Here is a 21,263-nt window from a genome sequence, read left to right as displayed (position 1 = left end):
GATCCTCCTCACTGGGTCGCGCCGGGCTTGGCAGCGGCGACAGCCTTCTGGGCCGCCTCTGCCAGCGTCTCGGCGGTAATGACTGTCAGTCCGCTCTCGTCAAGGATGCGACGGCCTTCCTCGACGTTGGTGCCGGCAAGACGGACAACCACGGGCAGCTTGATGTCGAGGTCGTTGACGGCGTCAACGACACCCTTCGCAACCCAGTCGCAGCGGTTGATGCCGGCGAACACGTTCAGCAGCAGGGCTTTGACGTTCTTGTCCTTCAGCACCGCCTTGAACGACTTGGCCACGCGCTCCGGAGAAGCACCGCCGCCGATGTCGAGGAAGTTTGCGGGCTCGCCGCCAGCCAGCTTGATCATGTCCAGCGTGGCCATTGCGAGGCCAGCGCCGTTGACAACGCAGCCGATGTCGCCGTCGAGACCGACGTAGGCCAGACCGCGGTCGGATGCGTAGGTCTCGCGCGGATCTTCCTGGCTCTTGTCGCGCAGCTCCGCGATGTGCGGACGGCGGGAAAGAGCGTTGTCGTCGAAGCTCATCTTGGCATCGAGCGCCAGCAGCTGCTTGTCCTTGGTGACAACCAGCGGGTTGATTTCAACCATCGTGGCGTCGAGATCACGGCAAGCGCGGTAGCAGGCCATGATGGTCGGCACCAGCTTGTTGATGATCTCAGGGTCGACGCCCAGCCCGTACGCGACTTCGCGCGCCTGGAACTGCTGCATGCCGACGGCCGGATCAACCGAGACGCGGATGATGGTGTCCGGCTGCTTGGCGGAGATCTCTTCGATCTCCATGCCGCCGGCAGCCGAAGCAACCACCATGATGCGCTCGATCGAGCGGTCCAGGACAAACGCCAGGTAAATCTCCTCGGCGATGTCAGTGGCTTCTTCAATGTAGAGGCGAGACACCAGCTTGCCCGCAGGGCCTGTCTGGTGTGTCGCGAGTTTCTTGCCGGGCAACGCTTCGGCTGCCCGTTCGATTTCAGTATCGTTCGAGCAGACCTTGATGCCGCCGGCTTTGCCGCGGGCACCAGAGTGGATCTGCGCCTTCACTACCCACTTGCTTCCACCGATTTCCAGTAGCGCGGTAGGTCGCCTGTTCAGGGCTATACGCGAGGCCGCCCCGAGGGATCGGCACGCCGAACTTCGAGAGAAGTTCCTTGGCCTGATACTCGTGGATATCCATCTGATTTTCCCTAGGTCAAATAGAGAGGTTTATAGCGTCAGCTGCGAGCTGCCGCACCGGCCTTGATGGCAGCTGCGGTGGCGATCAGGTTGCGAGCCATCTTCTCCGACGCAGCGTCGATCATCTTGCCATCGAGAGAAGCAGCGCCCTTACCCTGGGCCTCGGCTTCCTTGAGGGCTTCAATGATACGCTCGGCGCGCGAAACTTCCTGAGCCGTCGGCGAGAACACTTCGTTGGCCAGCTCGATCTGCGAAGGATGGATTGCCCACTTGCCTTCGATACCGAGAGCTGCGGCGCGCTTTGCACCGGCAGTGTAACCGGCCGGATCGGAGAAATCACCGAACGGACCATCGATCGGACGCAGGCCATAGGCGCGGCAGGCAACCGTCATGCGCGACAGGGCGAAGTGCCACTGGTCACCCGGATAGTCAGGGTTCAGACCGCCGATGACAACTGTGCGGGCCTTGTTGAAGGCTGCATAGTCGGCAACGCCGAAGTGCATCGCTTCAAGGCGGCTCGGAGCAGCGGCGATGGCTTCAACGTTGGCCATGCCGAGCGGGGTCTCGATGAGCGCTTCGGTGCCGATCTTGTTGGTGAGGCCCTTGGCTTCTTCGATCTGGCTGACGAATGACTCGATGGCATAGACGACCGCAGGAACGCCAACCTTCGGAATGAGGATGGTGTCGAGCTTCGAACCGGCCTGCTCGACGATGTCGACGACGTCGCGATAGCAATAGTGCGTGTCGAGACCGTTGATGCGGACCGAAACCGTCTTGCCGGCGCCGCGCCAGTCAAGGTCGTTCAGGGCCTGAATGATGTTCTTGCGGGCCTGCTCCTTGTCCGGCGGTGCAACGGCATCTTCGCAGTCAAGGAAGACGTAGTCGGCGGCGCTGGTGAGGGCCTTTTCGATCATCGTCGGGTTGGAGCCGGGAACTGCGAGCTCCGAGCGCTGCAGACGGGACTTGCGAAGCGGATAGAGAGTGAAGCTCATCTTAGGGTTATCCTCCTGTGTGATGGCTTTTCGGTTGATGATGTGCGGTTTGACTTTGGCTTTCTTGCTTTGGGCAAACCGCGCTGCGGGAAAGTGCTGGAACAGCGAAAAAAACGACCGCTGCTCCGGGTGAAACTCAACTGGCCAACCTCGGCGTCGGTCGGCGCATGCTGCGCGTCGTCGACGATGAGATTGATGGAATTCGGTGAAGCGCATGCGCGGTCGCGCGCGCCGAAACAGCAATAGAAAACTCGCGCAGGAAATTGGCGTCTGCAGAAACGAATCCGCGAGCTGCGCGGTGTGCTGAATGCACACGCGTCAAAGCCAAAGAATGCGAAATCGTCGTTGCGCGCATCAACGTTTCCCCGGGGCGTGCCGTTTCTTATGATCGTTGCCGATCTTGCAGGTCATAACCGTGCGCCTTCCAGTGCAATGCGACGGCTGCTGAATTTGAAAGTCGCGCCGAAGCGCTGCCCCCAACTGCCGTTACAAAGCCCCTCGTGCGCCAAGCATGGCCCGTTGCTGTTTGCAAAAGAACGAGGCCGATAGCCATCTAATTGGCGATTGACCGAAAGCATCCCGTTGCCCACAAGCGCGCGCAACACCCTATCGGGCAGCTGCAATGCGCTGTCGGGTAGCTAACGTATCGTGCATGAGGGTAGGCGTTACTACCCGATGCACAGAGCGCAATTTGCAAAGCTGATGCTTGCGACGTGCGCCGTCCGTTTGCGTGCCCAACGGAGCAAAACCTTATCGAAGAGTTTACGGCGCGCAATGCGCAAATACGCACGCAGACATTGTGCAGTGCGTCATTTCGAGTGAAAAATAAGGGTGATTTAGCGCTGATCCAGCGTTGTCTGCATGTACAGCGCAACCGCCATGGCGCGATTTGAAACGCCGAGTTTGTCGTACAAATTCTTCAAGTGATATTTGACGGTATTGCGCGAAATGCCGATGCGCGATGCAATCTGCAGATTGGTCCAGCCGTTGGCGAGCGCCGTCAAAAGCTCGCGTTCGCGCGAGGTAAGTTCTCCGAACGGATCACTTGTTAGCGCCTGCAAATCGACATACGGCAACGACATGCGACCGCGCGAAACCGCAGTGATCGTATCAACAACCATTTCCGGTTCGTCGCTTTTGGAGATGAAACCCCAGGCGCCCAGGCGCACCGCCTGACGCAGAACATCCTTGCCGGGTTCGCCGGTGTAGATGATGAGCCGGGTGGTGATGTGGCGCCGCTTCAAAGCCGACAGCACTTCGCCGCCGGTCATATCGGTAAGCGACCAACCGATGACGCCAATGTCCGCCGGCTGCGCTTCAACGGCTTCGATGAAATCGCCGCCATTGGGGTGCACGCCCAACACCTCGAAGCGCCCGTCGCGCGCAATAAAATCGCGCAGCCCCGAGCGCACGACCGGACTTTTGTCGGCGATCATGACCGTGGGACGCGGCGGTCCCTTTTTTGATTGCGCAACCGAGTTAGGCATGGGGCCTTGTTAGCAGGGAACATAAATAAAAGCGTCAACGTCAGAGCGCGGCGCTCTTATGCCGCTTGTCGTCGCCACACTCATTGCAACTACACTTTGGCGCAGCTTTTGGCTCCGACGACATCGGCGCAATCGCTGTGCTCAATCTCGATGGTAGCATGAACAACCCCGAAGGCCTGTTTGAGGCGCTCACGGATTGCCGCTGAAATCTGCTCTGGTGGTACGCTAGCACAGGTCAGCGCATGCAGCGTCATCACATGGCGGTTTTCGCTCAGCGACCATGCGTGAACATGGTGAACGGACTGCACGTTCGGGACGTTGGCGACAAGATCCTGGCTGACTTCGCGCACGTCGATGCTGTCCGGGGCGCCTTGCAGCAGAATGTGGCCGGATTCCTTGGTAATCAGCCACGCGCTGCGGACAATGAGCAGCGTGATGACCACCGACAGAATGGGATCGATCGGCGTCCAGCCCGTATAGAGAATGATGATGGCGGCCAGGATCGCGGCGACCGAGCCCAGCAGGTCCGAAATGACGTGCAACAGCGCTGCCCGCACGTTCAGGTTGGCTCCGCCGCCTTGGTGCAGCACCAGAAACGTGATGGCGTTAACCGCGAGTCCGATGCCGGCGATGATCAGCATCGGCATGCCAAGCACCTCCACCGGCTCATACATGCGGTGCAGCGCTTCGTAAAAAATCATCGCCGAAATGAAGAACAGCGCCAGCCCGTTGCTGAACGCGGCCAGCACTTCAAAGCGCCCGAATCCGAAGGTGCGCTTCCAGTCGGCGGGTCGGCGCGCAAAGCGCATGGCCATCCACGCCAGAATAAGCGCCGCTGAATCGGTCAGCATATGACCTGCGTCAGCCAGCAGCGCGAGCGAGCCTGAAATAACGCCGCCGATGACTTCGGCGAGCATGGTGCACGTTGTCAGCGCAGCCGCGAACAGCAGCCGGCGCTCGTTGCGGGAGCCATCTTCCGGCGCAAGGTCGTGGTTGTGGCCGTGCTCGCCAGCGTGGCCGTGCGAGTGCCCGTGATGCTTACCCATGGCTTCACTCCTGTTCACCGCACTCTAATAACATGCTTCGCACGGGGCAATTTGTCAGGATGCGATAGGGTGTTAGCTGGTGCATGTCTGCGCTGTGGCGCAACAGGCGCAGGCGATGCGCGGCCGAAATTCCCACCAGTGCCGTTTTTGATCGGGAGCGCAGGTGTCCCCCAATTCGCGCGGCAAGCTCCGCGTTTTAGCAGATGCATTGAGGACGAGCGGCAAGGCCGGCGGTGGTGACCATCCGCTGGCAGCGCTGATCCTCATCACGGCTTCCATGGCCATGCTGGTCGGCATCGCGGCCGTGGTGCGTGGCGCGACCATGGCGGGCATGGACCCGCTGCAGATCATGTTTTTTCGCAACTTTTTCTGTGTTGTGTGGATGCTGCCGCTGCTTGCCTGGCGCGGTTTGTCGCTCGTTAGGACAAGCCAGCCCGGCCTTTACGGCTTTCGCGTCGCGCTCAGCTTTATCTCGATGCTCACCTATTTTCAGGCGCTGGCGGTTTTGCCGGTGGCCGAGGTGACTGCAATTGGCTTTCTGGCGCCGATTTTCGGCGCGCTGTGCGCGATTTTTCTGCTGGGCGAGCGGGTCGGCATTCATCGCTGGGCTGCGATCTTGGTCGGCTTTGCCGGGGCGATGATCATGCTGCGGCCGGGCGGAAGCGCCTTTGGCTACGGTCAGATCGTCGCGCTCGTATCGGCTCTCACACTGGGATTCATCGGCCCGCTCATCAAGCAGTTAACTGCGGCGGACGATGCCGACCGGATTGTTTTCATCACCAACCTGGTTTCGACGCCGATTTCGCTGGTGCCTGCACTGTTCGTCTGGGTCTGGCCGTCGTTCGAAATGTGGCTGCTGCTCATGCTGATGGGCCTGTTCGCGCTGCTCGGCCACGTCGCGCTGGTGCGTGGCTTCGCCGTCGCAGATGCATCGTTGGCGATGAGCTTTAATTTCAGCCGCTTACCGTTCGCGGCGATGGTCGGATACATCTTTTTCGGCGAAGTCATCGATGGCTGGACCTGGGTCGGCGCGACGGTGATTTTCGCCGCCGCGGTCTACATCACCCACCGTGAGGCCATGAAGGCGCGGCGGGCTTCGGCGCTGCAACTCAAGGCGTCCGGCTATGACGGATAAGTGCGCCGAAACGCATTCAGCAAATCTGGCGAGCGAAACTTCGCCAACATTAACAATGTTGCTTCCGTGGTGCGGCATTGGGGGCGAGGGGCAGTGCCCACTTGCGTCCGGCTCTTTAACAGACAATATCGGCGCCGGGAAATTGACGCCCGCCGTAGGCTGACAGTCTTGGCGGGCCAAAAGCAGTGGTTTTGGGAGGAGCGATACCGTGACCGTTAAGTCCGACATTGAAATTGCCCGCGCGGCGAAAATGAAGCCAATCGGTGAAGTGGCCGCGAAAGTGGGGATTCCTGCGGAAGCGCTCATTCCCTATGGCACCACCAAGGCGAAGGTCAGCTTCGATTACATCGACGCGCAGAAGGATGCCAAGGACGGCAAGCTCATCCTGGTGACGGCGATCAGTCCGACTCCGGCAGGTGAGGGCAAAACCACGACCACTGTCGGTCTCGGTGATGGCCTGAACCGCATCGGCAAGAAGGCGATCATGTGTCTGCGCGAGCCTTCGCTCGGGCCGTCGTTCGGCATGAAGGGCGGCGCTGCAGGCGGCGGTTATGCGCAGGTCGTGCCGATGGAGGACATCAACCTCCACTTCACCGGCGACTTCCATGCCATCACGTCGGCGCACAACCTGCTGTCGGCGATGATCGACAACCATATCTACTGGGGCAACAGCCTTGGCTTCGACACGCGCCGCGTTGCGTGGCGTCGTGTGCTGGATATGAACGACCGCGCCCTGCGCCAGATCACCAACTCGCTGGGCGGCGTTGCCAACGGCTTCCCGCGCACCGATGGTTTCGACATCACCGTCGCTTCCGAAGTGATGGCGATCCTGTGCCTTGCGCTCGACCTCAGGGATCTTGAGCGCCGCCTCGGCAACATCATCGTCGGCTATACGCGCGACAAGACGCCGATCCGCGCCCGTGAGCTGAAGGCTGACGGCGCGATGACTGTTCTGCTCAAGGACGCGCTGATGCCGAACCTGGTGCAGACGCTGGAGAACAACCCGGCGTTCATCCATGGCGGTCCGTTCGCCAACATCGCGCACGGCTGTAACTCGGTGCTCGCCACCAAGACCGCGCTGAAGTTGGCTGACTTCGTTGTGACCGAAGCAGGCTTCGGTGCCGACCTCGGCGCTGAGAAGTTCTTCGACATCAAGTGTCGCAAGGCTGGCCTGAAGCCGGATGCTGCCGTCGTGGTTGCAACTGTTCGTGCGCTGAAGATGCACGGCGGCGTCGGCAAGGATGGCCTGAAGGAAGAAAATCCGGCCGCTGTTGCCAAGGGCTGCGAGAACCTCAAGCGTCACCTTGAGAACATGGCCAAGTTCGGCGTGCCGGTCGCAGTTGCCATCAACCGCTTCATCACCGACACCGATGCCGAGGTGCAGGAAGTTGTGAAGGCCGCCGAAGCACTGGGCGCCCGCGCGTTCGTTTGCACCCACTGGGCCGATGGCGGCGCTGGCACGGAAGATCTTGCCCGTCACATCGTTGCGCTGACCGACGAAGGCAAGGCTGCGTTCCGTCCGCTGTATCCGGAAGACATGCCGCTGCGTGAGAAGGTGAAGACGATTGCGCAGCAGATCTATCGCGCATCCGACATCGCCTGCGATGCTTCGGTTGAGACCGCGTTCAAGGACCTGGAAGCTGGTGGCTTCGGCAACCTGCCGGTCTGCATGGCCAAGACGCAGTACTCGTTCTCGACCGATCCGAACAAGCGCGGTGCGCCGACCGATCACGTCGTGGGCATCCGCGAGCTGCGTCTTTCTGCTGGCGCCGAGTTCGTCGTCGTCATCACTGGCGAGATCATGACTATGCCTGGTCTGCCGCGCGTGCCTTCGGCTGAAAACATCCGTCTCAATGCTGACGGCGAGATCGAAGGTCTCTTCTAAGCTGAGGCGCAGCGCGGCGAAGCAGCGCGCTTGCAGTAAAAGGGGCAAAGCACGTTCAGTTTGCTGAGCCGATAGGCAGACGATCAGCTAATGGGCAGCAAATCCGGTGTGATTTGCTGCCCATTTTGCGTTTTTCGTGGGCATGATGCGACGTTGCTTAGCAATGGGGCGAACGTTGCATCAAGAGCAGACACAGGTCAGGGCCCAGCCAAAGCGCAAGGCTTTTGACGAAATGTACGGTAGCGGCGAGGGCGTACGGCCGCCCTATCACGCGGTTGCAGAATGGCTGGGCACGCAGGCGCTCGGCGATCTCCGGCAGAAGCTCGCCGACGCAGAAACGATGTTCCGCCGAACTGGCATCACCTTCGCTGTTTACGGCAGCGAGGACACATCGGAGCGGCTCATCCCGTTCGACATCATTCCCCGCATCATCTCCGCTGCCGAGTGGCGCAAGCTGGCGGCGGGCATCGAGCAGCGCGTGCGCGCGCTCAACGCCTTCATGTTCGATATCTATCACCGGCAGGAGATCATCCGCGCAGGCAAGGTGCCGGAAGAGCTGATCGTTTCGAACTCGGCGTTCGTGCCGGAGATGATGGGCGTGTCAGTTCCGCTCGGCATCTACAGCCACATCATCGGCATCGACATCGTGCGCACGGGCGAGAGCGATTTCTTCGTGCTGGAGGACAACACGCGCACGCCTTCTGGCGTCTCCTACATGCTCGAAAACCGCGAAACGATGATGCACATGTTTCCGGATCTGTTTGCGCGCAACCGCGTGGCGCCGGTCGAGAATTACCCGGAAAACCTGCTTAAAACGCTGGAAAGCGTCGCGCCAACCGGTCTGAAGGGCGAGCCGACGATTGCGCTGTTGACGCCCGGTCAGTTCAACAGTGCGTACTATGAGCATTCGTTCCTGGCCGATCAGATGGGCGTCGAGCTGGTCGAGGGACGTGATCTCGCGGTGATCGATGGCTATCTGCAAATGAAGACCACGCAGGGTCCGCGCCGCATTGATGTGCTGTATCGGCGGATCGACGACGACTTCCTCGATCCGCTGGTGTTTCGGTCGGATTCGGTGCTGGGCGTGCCGGGACTTTTCGATCTCTATCGTGCAGGTCGCGTTACGATTGTGAACGCACCCGGCGGTGGCATCGCGGATGACAAGGCGATCTACAGCTACATCCCGAAGATCATCAAGTTCTACACCGGCCGGGCGCCGATCCTGCAGAACGTGCCGACCTATAACTGCCGCAAGGCCGACGATCTCAAGTATGTGCTTGAGCACCTGCCGGAACTGGTGGTGAAAGAAGTGCATGGCTCGGGTGGCTACGGCATGCTTGTGGGCCCGACCGCGTCGAGCAGCGAGATCGAAGCGTTTCGCGCCAAGCTGACGGCAAACCCCTCAAACTACATCGCGCAGCCAACGCTGGCGCTTTCTACAAGCCCCACCATGGTAGAGACGGGCGTCGCGCCGCGACATCTCGATCTGCGTCCGTTCGTGCTGGTGGGCGATGAAGTGCGCATGACTGCCGGCGGGCTGACGCGCGTGGCGATGCGCGCCGGATCGCTGGTTGTGAACTCAAGTCAGGGCGGAGGCACCAAGGACACCTGGGTATTGCAGGACTGAGCAAACACGTTGCGCAAATACCAAAATGACAACGCGAAGCAACATTGAGGCGCGCGTATAAATGCTAGGACGAACGGCCAACGATCTTTACTGGCTCGCCCGTTATGTGGAGCGGGCTGAGAACATGGCTCGCTTGATCGAGGTGGGCTACCGCATTGTGCTGCTGCCGCGCGATGGCGAGGGCGCGCACGAAGAGTGGCGTTCGACGTTGGCCAGTGCGGGCTGCGCGCAGGGTTTCTTCGACAAGCACGAAACTCTCTCAACGCGCGATGTCATAAATTACCTGCTGTTCGATTGTTCCAATCCATCCAGCGTGAAGTCGTGTCTGGCTGCGGCGCGGCGCAATGGACGCGCGCAGCGCACATCGCTTACGCGCGACATGTGGGAGAGTCTCAACGCGGCGTGGATCGAGTTTTCCGCTATCAAGCCGGAGAGCGTAACCGCCGGCGAGTTGCCGCGTATTCTGGATTGGGTGCGCTCACGTTCGGCGCTGTATCGTGGTGCGATGCTGAACACTATCCTGCGCAACGACACATTCTTCTTCATGCAGCTCGGCACGTTTCTGGAGCGGGCCGACAACACATCGCGCATTCTTGACGTGAAGTACTACGTGCTGCTGCCGCATGTGGAAATGGTAGGCAGCGGCATCGATGCGGTGCAGTGGGCGGCGATATTGCGCTCTGTCTCGGCGCACCGCAGTTACCGCTGGGTTTACAAGGAAAACTACAAGCCCTGGCGCATCGCCGAGTACCTCATTCTCAACCAGGCGATGCCGCGTTCGTTGCGCTCGTGCTACGAGCAGATCGGCGTGACGCTGGATGATCTCGCCGAGTACTACGGCGATCAGCATGCGTGTCACGGCACGGCAACGGGCACGCGCCAGCGGCTGGCGAAGGGCAACATCGACAACATCTTCCAGTCCGGCCTGCACGAGTTCATCGAAGATTTCATCTCACGTAACAATCGGCTCGGCAATGAAGTGGCCGATGCCTATCATTTCAACGGCTGAAGGAAAGGGCGCCGGCGCATGCTTATATCCATCGGTCACGTCACCCGTTACACGTATGGCCTTCCCGCTTCCTGCAGCGTGCACACGCTGCGGCTTACTCCGCCTTCGTTCGAAGGTCAGAAGGTGCTGAGCTGGCGTGTCGAGATGCCGGAAATCGCTGGCGCGGTGCAGTATCGCGATGCGTTCGGAAATGTATCGCACCTCGTTTCAATTCCGCGTTCCTATGATGAGATCTCCATCATCGCGCGCGGTGTGGTTGAGACGAAGGACAAGTCCGGGCTGGTACGCGGGCTGATGGAGGCGGCACCGGTCCGCATATTCCTGCGCGAAACGCCAAAGACTGCACCGGATAGCAACATTCGCGCGCTGGTGGCCGATGTCGCGCAGGCCGATCCAATCGACCGGATGCATGATCTGATGCGCCTTGTGGGCGAGCGGGTGGAATATGCCGTGGGCACTACAACGGCTTCGACCAGCGCCGCGGAGGCGTTGCGCGTTGGCCGTGGTGTCTGCCAGGATCATGCGCACGTCTTCATTTCTGCCGCGCGGTTGATGGGGTTTCCGGCGCGCTATGTCAGCGGCTACTTCCTGACCGGCGACGTGCTGGGCTCGGAGGCGCAGCACGCCTGGGCCGAGGTTTATATCAATGGCCTCGGCTGGCTGGGCTTCGATCCGGCCAACCAGATCTGCCCGACGGAAAGCTATATCCGGCTGGGTTGCGGACTGGACTCGCTCTCGGCGGCGCCGATAACCGGCAATCGTACCGGGGGCGGTAACGAGAACCTTGACGTCTTCGTAGAAGTCCAGCAGCAAAGCAGTGCGCAACAGCAGTGACCGAGAATAATCTCAACGGGTCGCCGCGGCGGCCTGATGATGGGAACTGACTGATGACTTACTGCGTCGCAATGTGCCTCGACCGGGGCCTCGTTTTTGCGTCCGATACCCGCACGAATGCCGGTGTCGATAACATCAGCCAGTTCCGCAAACTGCATTACTGGTGCAAGCAGGACGACCGGGTCATCGTCATGCTGACGGCGGGTAATCTTTCGATTACTCAGTCGGTCATCAGCTTGCTGAACGAGCAGATATCGTCAGGCGATGGCAACCCGGATCATCAATCGCTCTACACGGTGCCGTCGATGTATCGGGCCGCGAGGCTGGTCGGGGATGCTGTGCGCAGCGTGCGCACGATCGACGGACCATCGCTGGAAGCGACGCGCGCAGGCTTCTCTGCGTCGATCATTCTGGGCGGTCAGATCGGTACGGAGAAGCCGCGGCTGTTTCAGATCTACTCGGAAGGTAACTTCATCGAAGCCAGCGAGGAGACGCCATACCTGCAGATTGGTGAGCACAAGTATGGCAAGCCGATACTGGATCGCGTAGCGCAGCCGGGCATGCGTCTGGGGCAGGCGGCAAAGCTGATGCTGCTGAGCTTTGATTCCACACTGCGCTCGAACCTGTCGGTCGGCATGCCGATCGACATTCTGCTGTACGAGCGCGACAGTCTTGAGATCCGCAGGGAGAAGCGCATCCATCAGGATGACGAATATTTCCGCAATCTTTCGGCTTCGTGGTCGGAGGCATTGCGGATGGCGTTCACGACGATTGACGAGTTCAACGTCTGATCTCAGCCTGGGCCGATGCATCGCCTCGCGACGACCTGACAGCGATTTTACCCTCCGCCGATGATGCCATTTTGCTGTTCATCGGAATGACAATCGGTTTCGTCACGCCGGACGGAGGCTGACCGCACGTCGCCTCGATGTGCTTTGCAATTGCGCGCACGGCGCCAAGCGCGTCGCGCTGTGCCAGCGTTGTTTCCAGCGGTCCGACAATACGTGGCAGCAGCATTGCGGCGACGAGAACAGCCATCGGATGACATGCGCCGGTCGCCGCAAGCCAGACTGCCAAGCCGAGCATGGTCGATTGCAGCGCTGGACGCAGTGATCGCAGTGTCACCCTCCACCATGGTCCCGGCTGCGTATCCTGATGGATGCGTAATCTGTGATGCACGATTTTCAATGCGCGGCTTGCTGCCATGCGCGATTGCGCGGTTCTTGGCGACGTGTCCGCAAGTTGGGCGGCCAGAGTTGCCCTTTGCTGCATCAATTCGAGCGCGTTTGCGGCGCCACTTGCGTGCTTGCGATTACCGGCAAGCCAGCACAGCGCGATGACCATCGCAGCAACGGTGCCGAATGCACCGAGCCACGGATGCAGCCAACAGAGTGCTGCGAGGTATAGCGGAAGGAACGGAAGATCACACATCGCTGCTGGCGCCGGTCCGCTCAGGAAGATGTGCAGGCGGTCCAGCTCGTGTAATGGCGGAAGCTGGGTTGCGGGCATGGCCATCACGCGGTCATCGATGGCGCGCGCACGGCGCAGGAGCACAAGCTGGCGTACGGCGTCGATGCAACCCGTGACGGCGTAGAGCGCCAGCATGGCAGCCGTGAGCTGAAGCAACAGAATTGGATCGCCGCCCGGCAGCGCGTGGCTGTACAGCAGCAGCATATAGGCGGGGCCGGTGAAGCTGAGCACGCCCACGGCCAGGGTGAGGCCCCAGATGGCCACCTGATCCAAGGGGGTTAGCAGTCTCAGCAGCAGAATGGACCGGATGTTCACGCGGGTGGAATTGAGTGGCTGAAAATGGATTGGTGGGTTGCGCAGTCCGGAAAAGAGGGTGCCGTCGGGATGGAGCTTCGCAACTAAATTCAATCATAGGTTGTGGCGCGCAGGTCAACTGTATAGTGCCTGGGCGTGCCGGCTGGCGGCCTGTTTCTGGCCCACTGTGTCCTGATCGCGCCCATCTGCAACGGCTGAAAATGCATCCCTGTTCGCTCATCGGTCCTCGCCCCTGCAGCTGTGGCGTGGCATAGAACCCGTGCCTGATATTCGTCCCCCAACGCGTTTTGCGTTGCGGCGCGGAGCTGGGAGGGGCGGCAAAGGGATGGAGCAGCCACTAACGCTTGCGGCTTATTTTAGCGGCTGGGCTGGTAACCGGCCGGCGCGGCTGGCGATTGCCGCAACCATGGAGGCCCTGGCGTCAGCGGCTGTGGAGCTGTCGGATCTGCTGGCGCTCGGCGCTTTGGCGGGCCCCATGGGCAGGCTCACCGGCCTGAAAGGCGACGTCGACGAGCAGAAAGAGATCGATCTCGTCGCCAACAACCTGCTGATCGACGTGCTGCGCAAGGCGCCGGTTGCTGCGCTGGCTTCTGAAGAGATGGAAGCGCCGTTGCTGCTGGATGCCAAGGCGCCCTTGCTGGTGGCGGTTGATCCGCTGGACGGTTCATCCAACATCGACGCCAACGCCTCCATCGGCACCATTTTCACCGTACTGCCCGCGTTGGAGCACAACGATGATCCGTCGGCGTTTTTGCAGCGCGGCGTAAATCAGCTGGCGGGCGGATTCTTTCTGTATGGGCCGCAGACGGTGCTGGTTTCCACGGCTGGCGCGGGCACGCAGATCTTCACTCTCGATCGCCGCTCCGGCACGTTTCTGCTGACGCATCCGAAAGTGGAATTACCGCTGCGGACGAGCGAATACGCGGTCAACGATTCCAATACGCGCCATTGGGATGATCCTGTCCGCACCTACATTGATGACTGTCGGCGCGGCAAGGAAGGCCCGCGTGGGCGCGACTTCAACATGCGCTGGACCGGTTCGCCGGTGGCGGATTTCTATCGCATCCTTTCGCGCGGCGGCATCTATCTCTATCCGGGCGACAAACGCCGTGAGTTCCGCAACGGCCGTCTACGGCTCATCTATGAAGCCAGTCCGCTGGCGTGGGTGGTCGAGCAGGCGGGTGGTGCCGCTTCGACCGGCAAGGAGCGCTTGCTGGAGGTATCGCCGAAATCTCTGCATCAGCGCATTCCCCTGATTGCGGGATCGCGCAAAGAGGTAGAGCATGCGGCACGGTTGCATGACGGTTTGCAGATCCGTGGAGAGCGCTCGCCATTGTTCAGTCGCAGGGGGCTTCTGCGGTTTTAACAAGTTAATCAATAAATATAAGGCAGTGTTGCCACCGCTATGTCAGCCAAGCATCCCATAATCTCGGTCACAGGCTCGTCGGGCGCAGGCACAACTTCTGTCCGCCAGACGTTCGAAAACATTTTTCGCCGGGAACACATCAGCGCCGCCTTCATCGAAGGCGATGCGTTCCATCGCTATGGCCGTGCGGAGATGGAGCAGAAAAGCGTCGAGGCGAGAGCGCAGGGCAATCTGCATTTCAGCCACTTCGGCGAGGAAGCCAATCTGCTGGCCGAACTGGAAGATGTGTTCCGCAACTACGCTGAGAACGGGCGCGGCCGCACCCGGCATTACATCCACGATGAGCACGATGCGGCGATCCACAACGCGCCCGTTGGAGCTTTCACCGAATGGGTGGATTTTCCGCGCGGCACTGATCTGCTGTTTTATGAAGGGCTGCACGGTGCCGCAGTGACGCCCAACGTCAATATCGCGCAGCATGCGGATTTGAAGATCGGCGTTGTGCCGGTCATCAATCTGGAGTGGATACAGAAGCTCATTCGCGACAAATCCATTCGCGGGCATTCTCACGAAGAGTCGGTCGAGGCGATCCTGACGCGCATTCCCGACTATGTGAATTATATCTGCCCGCAGTTCTCCGATACCGACATCAACTTCCAGCGCGTGCCGACGGTCGATACATCAAACCCGTTTGTCGCCCGCTGGATTCCCACGGCCGATGAATCGATGGTGGTGATCCGCTTCCGCGATCCGCGCGGTATCGATTTTCAATATCTGCTGTCGATGATCCCAGGCAGTTTCATGTCGCGCGCCAACTCCATCGTCATTCCCGGCGCGAAACTGGATCTCGGCATGCAGCTCATTCTGACGCCGCATATCCTTAAGCTGGTGGAACGGCGGCGCCGGGCCTCCTAGTGAGAGGCGCCCGGTGGGGGCTCTGGGGGTGCGGATTGGGGCGATCCGTCGCTAACGGTTTTTCCGCGCAGCGGGCCTTGGTGGCGAGACGAAGCCGTTCGACGCCGCTAAAAGGTGCGCAGCAGGATTTTGCTTATCGCTTCTGAAGGAATGCGCACATGGCCCGTTCGGTGACGATTGCTCCGTCTATCCTCTCGGCCGATTTCAGCCGCCTCAAGGAAGAGGTTGAAACCGTCGAGGCGGCCGGTGCGGACTGGATTCACCTTGATGTGATGGATGGCCATTTCGTGCCCAACATCACGTTTGGGCCGCCCGTCATCAAGGCATTGCGCCCGCATTCGCAGAAGGTGTTCGACGTCCACCTGATGATTGCGCCCGCTGATCCATATCTGGCGGCATTCGCCGATGCTGGCGCGGACATCATCACCGTTCACGCTGAAGCAGGGCCGCATCTCGACCGCTCGCTGCAGACCATCCGCGCGCTGGGCAAAAAGGCGGGCGTGTCGCTCAATCCGGCGACGCCGGAGGATGTCATTTCCTACGTGCTGGACCGTCTCGATCTCGTTCTGCTGATGACGGTGAACCCAGGCTTCGGCGGCCAGAGCTTCATTCCGGCGGTGGTCGAGAAGATCCGTCGCGTGAAGGCAATGATTGGCGATCGCCCGATCGACATCGAGATCGACGGCGGCGTGACGCCTGAAACCGCAGGTCTGGTTACGGCGGCGGGCGCCAATGTGCTGGTGGCCGGCTCAGCGGTGTTCAAGGGCGGCACGCGTGAATCCTACGCCGCTAACATCGATGCCATTCGTGCTGCGGGCGATGCCGCCATCAAGTGATGCGCGCCATTGAGCGTTGCGGATTTTTTACGGCGGGAGATGCAGGATCGACGTCCCGCCGCGCTCGCTGCGCGGCTCAAATCTTCCAGCCTGAGTGGATGGCAGCAACGCCACCGGTCAGATTGCGATAGCTGACGCGCGCAAAACCCGCATCGCGGATCATGCCGGCGAAGCGTTCCTGATTGGGGAACTTGCGGATGCTCTCCACCAGATAGCGATAGGAATCTCCGTCGCCCGCAACCGCCTGCCCCAGACGCGGAATGACCTCAAACGAATGGAAGTCATAGAGGCGATCGAGGATCGGCGTCTGCACCTCTGAAAATTCGAGACACAGAAAGCGTCCGCCGAACTTGAGCACGCGATAAGCTTCGGCCAGTGCATTGTCGATGTGCGTGACGTTGCGGATGCCGAACGCGATCGTGTAGGCGTCGAACGCGCCGCTTTCGAACGGCAGCACCTCAGCGTTGCCTTCCACCAGCTCGATGCGGTTCTGCATGCCCGCTTCGGTGACGCGCCGTTGGCCGACAGCCAGCATCTCCGGGCTGATGTCGCACAGCACCGCGGTGGCGTTAGGGCCGCCTTTGGCTGCGTAGCGCAGGCTGATGTCGCCCGTGCCGCCAGCTACATCCAGCAGCCGGAATGGCGTTGCGCCGCGCGGCGGGTTCAGCTCATTGATGAAGTGGCTTTTCCAGAGCCGGTGCAGCCCGCCCGACATCAGGTCGTTCATCACGTCATAGCGATCCGCCACGGCGGCAAATACGCCGTTGACGAGACCCTGACGCTGCTCTGCCTCAACGTCGCGGAAGCCAAAGGTGGTGGATGTGTCGTTCGGAGATGCGTTGCTCATGGCGGCACCATAGCTAAGCCCGCGAGGCCGCGCTATGCTCCGTGCTGCCTCAGCCTCAAACCAGCCCTAACAAGTCGCTTATCCATGCCGGAATTGCCCGAAGTCGAAACCGTACGCCGTGGTCTGGTGCCTGCGATGGTGGGGCACGCCATCAAGCATGTGGAGCAGCGGCGGCCGGACCTGCGCTTTCCGTTGCCGGAGAACTTCGCCGGGCGGCTGGAAGGGCGGACCATCGAAAGCCTGGAGCGGCGCGGCAAGTATCTGCTGGCGCACCTTTCCGATGGCGCGCTGCTGCTGATGCATCTCGGCATGACCGGCAGCTTCCTCATCAGCCAAAGTGAGAAGGCGCGCGGCAAGAAAATCAGCCGCAGCGGCAAGCTGGTGGTGCCCACCAGCCGGGGGACGCACGACCACGTCGTGTTCCATATGAGCGATGGGGCGACCGTCACCTACAACGATCCACGGCGCTTCGGCTTTATGCTTCTGGTTGAGCCGGAGGAGCGCGACACCCATCCGATGTTGCGTCAACTCGGCATCGAACCGCTGGGCGAGGAACTGACCGCGGCGCATCTTGCCGCCAAGGCGCATGGCAAGCGCACCGACCTGAAGGCGTTTTTGCTCGATCAGCGCATCATCGCCGGGCTCGGCAATATCTATGTGTGCGAGGCGCTGTATCGCGCGCATCTGTTGCCAACGCGTGGCGCCGCTTCAATTGCGACGGCGACGGGTAAGCCAACCGCTAAGGCCGAGGCGCTGGTTACGGCGATCCGCGATGTGCTGAATGATGCCATTGGCGCGGGCGGATCGTCACTGCGCGATTACCGCCATACCGATGGCAAGCTGGGCTACTTCCAGCACCGGTTTGCCGTCTACAATCGGGCTGGCAAAAAATGTCCGCGCGAGGGTTGCGGCGGAACGATTGAGCGTCTGGTGCAGAGCGGTCGTTCGACGTTCTACTGCCCGCGTTGCCAGCGCTGATTGATTGCGGCGCGTTACGCTGCCGCTTGCCGGAGCAGGCGTCGATACGTCAGCCAGGAAAACAGCGATAGCAGCGCAATCGTGATGCCGCCGGCCAGAAATACATGATTGGCGGCCCAGTCGTCTTTGATGGTGTCGAGCGCACCGGTGCCGACGAGATATGCCAGCCCCGCGATCGCGGCGATTCCTTGCATCAGCGTCATGCCGGCAAGAGTTTGCAGGGCAGGTAGTGTCGGTTGTTTGTCATCGCGGCCCAGCAGAACATGCGCGCATCCGTATGCGATCACCGCCAGCAGCGCCATCGCTGCACCATACTGCCACCAGTGGCGCCAGTTGAGATCCGACAACCCGTAGATGCTGAACATCGCCGCCGCGCCCCAGCTGTAAGCTGTGATGGCGAGTAGCGAGTTGTTCCAGCCCCAGGTGCGTCCGGCGGAGGAGAGCGTTGCGCCGTTCCATAACGGCAGGTTGACGCGCAGCGCCGACATCAGCACCTGCGCCGAGAACAGTGCGACAGCGAGCCCCATCACAACGGATGAGTGCCGATTGGCCGCCGACACGCAGATGAGGATGCTGACGACGAAGGCAAGTAGCACGGCGGGCAACAGAAGCCGCTGGCGTGGTCCGGTGGGCATCTGTTGCTTCCGTTTTTGCGTCTGTGGTTGGAGCGGTGATGGTCAGCGAATGATGACGTGACGCGTCAGGCGCGGCGCGCCTGCGGTCCCCACAGCGCATAGCCGCTCAGTACGGCGAGGGCCGCAGCGCCAAAAAAGAAGACGGCGTTGGCGGCCCAGTCCGGCTCGCTCGGATCGCGCGGCATCTTGTTGTCGATATACATCCCGACCATGGCGATGATCATGCCGGCGAACTGGCCGATGGTGAGGTAGCGGGCGATCTTCAGCATCGGCTCATCGGTGCGGCCTGCCGCAGCATCCTTGCCCATCATGGCTGCAAAGCCGAGGCACAGCGCCGCAACACCAAGGCCAGCCAGCACGTATTGCCACCATTCATGCCAGCTCAGGACGAGCTGATAGGTGAACAGCATGCACAGGCCGGCCCAGGCCCAGACCAGTCCCATCGAGCTGGAGGTGCTGCCGGCCAGAGCGGCCTCGCCCGCGCCCGCGGCCACCAGACGGCGGCGCTGCCAGATGCCCAGAAGCGCGAAAACGAGGCAGGTCAAGGCGGTTACAAGCATATGGGCTTCCTGGCCCTGGAGGGTGCTCCACGTGACGGCGGCGGTGCCTACCAAAAGAGTTAAGATCCAAAGCCAAGCCGACATCGTGCCTCCTGCTGGGTTGTTAAGTATTCAGTAACCGTGGCTAGGAGAGCCTTGGGTTAAGCGTTCTGGCAAGTCCCATAAGATACTTGTCAGTGTGCGAGCGCCGTTGACCCTACACTTTGTCGCGTCTATACGAACGCTCATGATGCCGCTCGTAGCTCCGTGCTCCGGGCGGCCAGCGCGTTTGGGCCGAGCCGCCTTTGGGGGCGAGCGGCCCGGCTAACAACGCCCGCCGTCAGGAGATGGCAGGGTGATCTAGAGGAACGAAGGACTATGGCCAATACGAAGTCGGCACAGAAGGCGGCACGTCAGACGCTCCGCCGCACGGCAGTGAACAAATCCCGCACCTCGCGTGCGCGCACCGCTGTGCGCTCGATGGAAGAAGCTATCGCTTCCGGTAATCAGGCTGACGCCGCTGCCGCACTGCGCAGCACTTCGTCCGTGCTGGCACGCTCTGCTCAGAAGGGCGTTCTGAACAAGAAGACGGCGAGCCGGAAAATCTCTCGTCTCGCTGCCCGCGTGAAGGCAATGGCGAACTAAGAAATCGGCCCCCGAAAGAGGGCCTTTTCATTTCCAGAGCGCGCGATCCGGCGGCATCGGATCGCGCGCTTTAGTTTTTTTGATTGGCCGCATTTTCTTGCGACGGACTTGGTGTCACTGCGTCGCAAAATGCTCCGCGCTACCGGTCGCCAGACTCCCGATATCTGCGCCATGATCCCCCGGCGCGTGTCGACGTTTTAGCGGACTCGTAGAGAGCACCAGCGGAGTGTTCCGATCCGCACCATGCCCAAGGTGTGCGATCATCGTCGGTCTGTGCCGCATCGATCAGCTTGCATCGCGCTAGTCGTCGATCTCCGTACAATCTACTCGCAATGACCGGATCGCGCAGCGCTGCGAGAAGATCCGCGCGTCGGCTGTGGTGCGGTAACTGCGCAACAGCGATTACACGCCATCCACTTCTCACACACGAGTCGCGAACAGCCATAAGTGACGGATTCCACAGCAGTTGATCGTCGCGCACTCATGTGACGCTGCACATCGCGCCTTGAAAAGCGCGTCATCTGCTCAATCTAAAAATGATGTTTCGTGCATGTAGCGGAGGAGAAGTTTTGTCTGCGTCTGGACACGTGTTCGAGTGCTTTGCAAATCAGCAACTTGCTCAAATGACTATCCACAGAAGCTGCAGTAGATGCACAGGATATCCACCGCTTCACACTTCGTTGCACGCTGCTGCAACCGGCCATTTGCGCACCCGATGCGCTTGCTTAACGCACAGTTAAGGGCTACGGTTCTGAAGGTCGACGGGCGGAACTTATCCAGTAGTTCATGAGCCAGTCGCCGCCAGGTTTGTATAGTGCCGCGTCCTGGTTTTACCGAAGCTTAGTAGCGTTGCTTGCGTCGCTTTTCAGACTTTCGTCTGGAAGGTGAGGGAGCCGTTTTCTAGTCACGCTAGTTGTGTGAGCAGACTATACTGGGGGCGCTGTTCAAGCGCGGTCTGTGAGTTGGAGGACGAAAGTGCAGTCGTTCGAAAATGTCCACATTGAGGATGTGCCTGTGGAAGAGGCTTGGGCACGCCTCAGTAAGGACGAGAGCGCAGTACTGATCGACGTGCGGACACGTGCTGAGTGGACGTTCGTGGGCCTGCCCGACCTTTCGGGGATCGGGAAGCGGGTTCTCACGGTTGAATGGCAGACGTATCCCGAAAGCGACGTCAATGCGGGCTTTGCGGAACGTTTGACACAGGCGCTCGATGCGGCGGGCGCCACCAAAGACACAGAGTTGCTCTTCATTTGTCGATCCGGCGCACGCTCTCGCATGGCAGCGGAAGCCATGACGCGTGCCGGCTTTCGACAGTGCAGAAACGTGGCGGACGGCTTTGAGGGGCCTCTCGATGCTGACCGCCATAGAGGGCAAGTAGCCGGCTGGAAGGCTGCCGGTCTTGCTTGGGTGCAAGGTTAGCGCACCCGATACGGAAGACCCAGATTCAGATCCATTGCGCACCCGCGGCGGCGGAGGGCGACGGTAGATCTTTGTCTGGGAGGCTTGAGGCGCAAGTCG

General features: G+C 60.7%; 19 protein-coding genes and 1 pseudogene. 12 read left to right on the top strand and 8 right to left on the bottom strand.

What is annotated here, in order from left to right:
- Positions 1-8: 8 nt before the first annotated feature.
- The 4 genes and pseudogenes from QEZ49_RS13330 to QEZ49_RS13315 form a co-directional block, all read right to left on the bottom strand.
- A pseudogene (locus QEZ49_RS13330) lies at positions 9-1,185 on the bottom strand (malate--CoA ligase subunit beta).
- Between the two features lie 37 nt (positions 1,186-1,222).
- Positions 1,223-2,176: a CoA ester lyase gene (locus QEZ49_RS13325; protein WP_280387607.1), complete on the bottom strand. Its 954-nt coding sequence runs from the start codon at positions 2,174-2,176 to the stop codon at positions 1,223-1,225.
- 836 nt (positions 2,177-3,012) lie between these two features.
- Complete coding sequence (locus QEZ49_RS13320) at positions 3,013-3,612, bottom strand: response regulator transcription factor (protein WP_280387605.1); 600 nt, start codon at positions 3,610-3,612, stop codon at positions 3,013-3,015.
- 140 nt (positions 3,613-3,752) lie between these two features.
- On the bottom strand, positions 3,753-4,709 hold the full coding sequence (locus QEZ49_RS13315) for a cation diffusion facilitator family transporter (protein ID WP_280387603.1): 957 nt from the start codon (positions 4,707-4,709) through the stop codon (positions 3,753-3,755).
- Between the two features lie 163 nt (positions 4,710-4,872).
- On the opposite strand from QEZ49_RS13315, the gene QEZ49_RS13310 reads away from it, so the two are divergent.
- The 6 genes from QEZ49_RS13310 to QEZ49_RS13285 all read left to right on the top strand — a co-directional run bounded on the left by QEZ49_RS13310 (position 4,873) and on the right by QEZ49_RS13285 (position 11,990).
- On the top strand, positions 4,873-5,844 hold the full coding sequence (locus tag QEZ49_RS13310; protein WP_280387601.1) for a DMT family transporter: 972 nt from the start codon (positions 4,873-4,875) through the stop codon (positions 5,842-5,844).
- Between the two features lie 208 nt (positions 5,845-6,052).
- Positions 6,053-7,729: a formate--tetrahydrofolate ligase gene (locus tag QEZ49_RS13305; RefSeq protein WP_280387599.1), complete on the top strand. Its 1,677-nt coding sequence runs from the start codon at positions 6,053-6,055 to the stop codon at positions 7,727-7,729.
- 232 nt (positions 7,730-7,961) lie between these two features.
- On the top strand, positions 7,962-9,356 hold the full coding sequence (locus QEZ49_RS13300; protein ID WP_280387597.1) for a circularly permuted type 2 ATP-grasp protein: 1,395 nt from the start codon (positions 7,962-7,964) through the stop codon (positions 9,354-9,356).
- Between the two features lie 61 nt (positions 9,357-9,417).
- Positions 9,418-10,365 (top strand): alpha-E domain-containing protein, encoded by a 948-nt coding sequence (locus QEZ49_RS13295; protein ID WP_280387595.1) that lies wholly within the window; start codon positions 9,418-9,420, stop codon positions 10,363-10,365.
- A gap of 18 nt (positions 10,366-10,383) precedes the next feature.
- The gene (locus QEZ49_RS13290) at positions 10,384-11,199 is read left to right on the top strand and encodes a transglutaminase family protein (protein ID WP_280387593.1); all 816 of its coding nucleotides are present in this window, start codon (positions 10,384-10,386) and stop codon (positions 11,197-11,199) included.
- A gap of 53 nt (positions 11,200-11,252) precedes the next feature.
- Positions 11,253-11,990: a peptidase gene (locus QEZ49_RS13285; RefSeq protein WP_068459520.1), complete on the top strand. Its 738-nt coding sequence runs from the start codon at positions 11,253-11,255 to the stop codon at positions 11,988-11,990.
- Here QEZ49_RS13285 and QEZ49_RS13280 read toward each other — a convergent pair.
- Complete coding sequence (locus tag QEZ49_RS13280; RefSeq protein ID WP_280387591.1) at positions 11,980-12,942, bottom strand: hypothetical protein; 963 nt, start codon at positions 12,940-12,942, stop codon at positions 11,980-11,982. The genes QEZ49_RS13285 and QEZ49_RS13280 overlap by 11 nt on opposite strands.
- A 367-nt stretch (positions 12,943-13,309) precedes the next feature.
- Between QEZ49_RS13280 and QEZ49_RS13275 the strand changes: the two genes are divergently transcribed.
- The 3 genes from QEZ49_RS13275 (at position 13,310) to rpe (ending at position 16,101) form a co-directional block, all read left to right on the top strand.
- Positions 13,310-14,350, top strand: coding sequence for a class 1 fructose-bisphosphatase (locus QEZ49_RS13275; RefSeq protein WP_280387589.1), 1,041 nt, complete (start codon positions 13,310-13,312; stop codon positions 14,348-14,350).
- 39 nt (positions 14,351-14,389) lie between these two features.
- Positions 14,390-15,265: a phosphoribulokinase gene (locus tag QEZ49_RS13270; RefSeq protein WP_280387587.1), complete on the top strand. Its 876-nt coding sequence runs from the start codon at positions 14,390-14,392 to the stop codon at positions 15,263-15,265.
- 158 nt (positions 15,266-15,423) lie between these two features.
- The gene (gene rpe, locus QEZ49_RS13265) at positions 15,424-16,101 is read left to right on the top strand and encodes a ribulose-phosphate 3-epimerase (protein WP_280387585.1); all 678 of its coding nucleotides are present in this window, start codon (positions 15,424-15,426) and stop codon (positions 16,099-16,101) included.
- Between the two features lie 76 nt (positions 16,102-16,177).
- Here rpe and ubiE read toward each other — a convergent pair whose 3' ends face one another.
- Complete coding sequence (gene ubiE, locus QEZ49_RS13260; RefSeq protein ID WP_280387584.1) at positions 16,178-16,948, bottom strand: bifunctional demethylmenaquinone methyltransferase/2-methoxy-6-polyprenyl-1,4-benzoquinol methylase UbiE; 771 nt, start codon at positions 16,946-16,948, stop codon at positions 16,178-16,180.
- 84 nt (positions 16,949-17,032) lie between these two features.
- Here ubiE and mutM point away from each other — a divergent pair, with 84 nt between their 5' ends.
- Positions 17,033-17,926: a bifunctional DNA-formamidopyrimidine glycosylase/DNA-(apurinic or apyrimidinic site) lyase gene (gene mutM / locus QEZ49_RS13255; protein ID WP_280387583.1), complete on the top strand. Its 894-nt coding sequence runs from the start codon at positions 17,033-17,035 to the stop codon at positions 17,924-17,926.
- Positions 17,927-17,940: 14 nt separating this feature from the next.
- Here mutM and QEZ49_RS13250 read toward each other — a convergent pair whose 3' ends face one another.
- Together QEZ49_RS13250 and QEZ49_RS13245 are read right to left on the bottom strand one after the other, a co-directional pair.
- Complete coding sequence (locus QEZ49_RS13250; protein ID WP_280387582.1) at positions 17,941-18,561, bottom strand: hypothetical protein; 621 nt, start codon at positions 18,559-18,561, stop codon at positions 17,941-17,943.
- A 65-nt stretch (positions 18,562-18,626) separates the two neighbouring features.
- Positions 18,627-19,121 carry a hypothetical protein gene (locus QEZ49_RS13245; RefSeq protein WP_280387581.1) on the bottom strand — a complete coding sequence of 165 codons (495 nt, stop codon included), beginning with the start codon at positions 19,119-19,121 and terminating at the stop codon, positions 18,627-18,629.
- Positions 19,122-19,478: 357 nt separating this feature from the next.
- Here QEZ49_RS13245 and rpsT point away from each other — a divergent pair, with 357 nt between their 5' ends.
- Together rpsT and QEZ49_RS13235 are read left to right on the top strand one after the other, a co-directional pair.
- A complete protein-coding gene (gene rpsT / locus QEZ49_RS13240) occupies positions 19,479-19,745 on the top strand; it encodes a 30S ribosomal protein S20 (RefSeq protein WP_068459502.1) in 267 nt (88 codons plus the stop codon).
- Positions 19,746-20,720: 975 nt separating this feature from the next.
- Entirely contained in the window at positions 20,721-21,164 is a 444-nt protein-coding gene (locus QEZ49_RS13235) for a rhodanese-like domain-containing protein (protein ID WP_280387580.1), read from the top strand.
- Positions 21,165-21,263: the final 99 nt, after the last annotated feature.

It is taken from the genome of Hyphomicrobium sp. D-2 (assembly GCF_029872155.1).
In the GTDB taxonomy this organism is placed as follows: Bacteria; Pseudomonadota; Alphaproteobacteria; order Rhizobiales; family Hyphomicrobiaceae; genus Hyphomicrobium_A.
This window is presented reverse-complemented; position numbering and strand designations above follow the sequence as displayed.